This window comes from Streptomyces sp. col6, assembly GCF_008042035.1.
Classification (GTDB): Bacteria; Actinomycetota; Actinomycetes; order Streptomycetales; family Streptomycetaceae; genus Streptomyces.
In genome coordinates, this window is record NZ_RDBL01000067.1 from 1 (window position 1) to 648 (window position 648).

At 72.8% G+C, this 648-nt stretch carries 1 protein-coding gene; it reads right to left on the reverse strand.

Annotation, left to right across the window (positions count from 1 at the left end; genetic code table 11):
- Positions 1 to 376: 376 nt before the first annotated feature.
- The coding region (locus EAO73_RS35340) for a DUF3040 domain-containing protein (RefSeq protein WP_147975623.1) at positions 377 to 648 on the reverse strand (272 nt) is incomplete at its 5' end.

Consider the following 648-nt stretch of genomic DNA (forward strand, 5'->3'; position numbering starts at 1 on the left):
ACAGTAGACACAACAGTAGACACAGAGCACGTATGCGTGAGGGGCGGCCGCGATATTCGCGGCCGCCCCTCACGTATACGTGTCGTCCGGCGCCGGCGCGAGGGCGCGGTACGCCGTAGTGGCCCCGCAGACGGTCCGCGCGGTGGGCACGGCGCACGGCTCGGCCGCCCGTCCCGCCAGGAGGGCTGAGGGGCGGGCCCCCGGCCCCCGCGCGTGGGCCGGGGCGGGCGGCCGAGCCGTGCGCCGTGCCCACCGCGCGGACCGTCTGCGGGGCCACTACGGCGTACCGCGCCCTCGCGCCGGCGCCGGACGACACGTATACGTGAGGGGCGGCCGCGAATATCGCGGCCGCCCCTCACGCATACGTGCTCTGTGTCTACTGTCCCTGCTCGTCACGGCGGCGCTGCCACCGCTGTTCGATCCGGTTCATCACGGACCGGCGCTGGCGGGACTGTCGGCGCTCACCCGCACCGCCGGTGCGCACCGCCTGCTGCTCGCCCGGCTTGGGCGCCTTGCGCCATCCCGTGACCGCGAGCACCGCGCAGCCCAGCATGACGAGGAAACCCACCACGCTGATCCAGATCTGCTGAGCGACCATTCCGGCCATGAGGAGCGCGATACCCACCAGAAAGCCAGCAACTGCCTGGT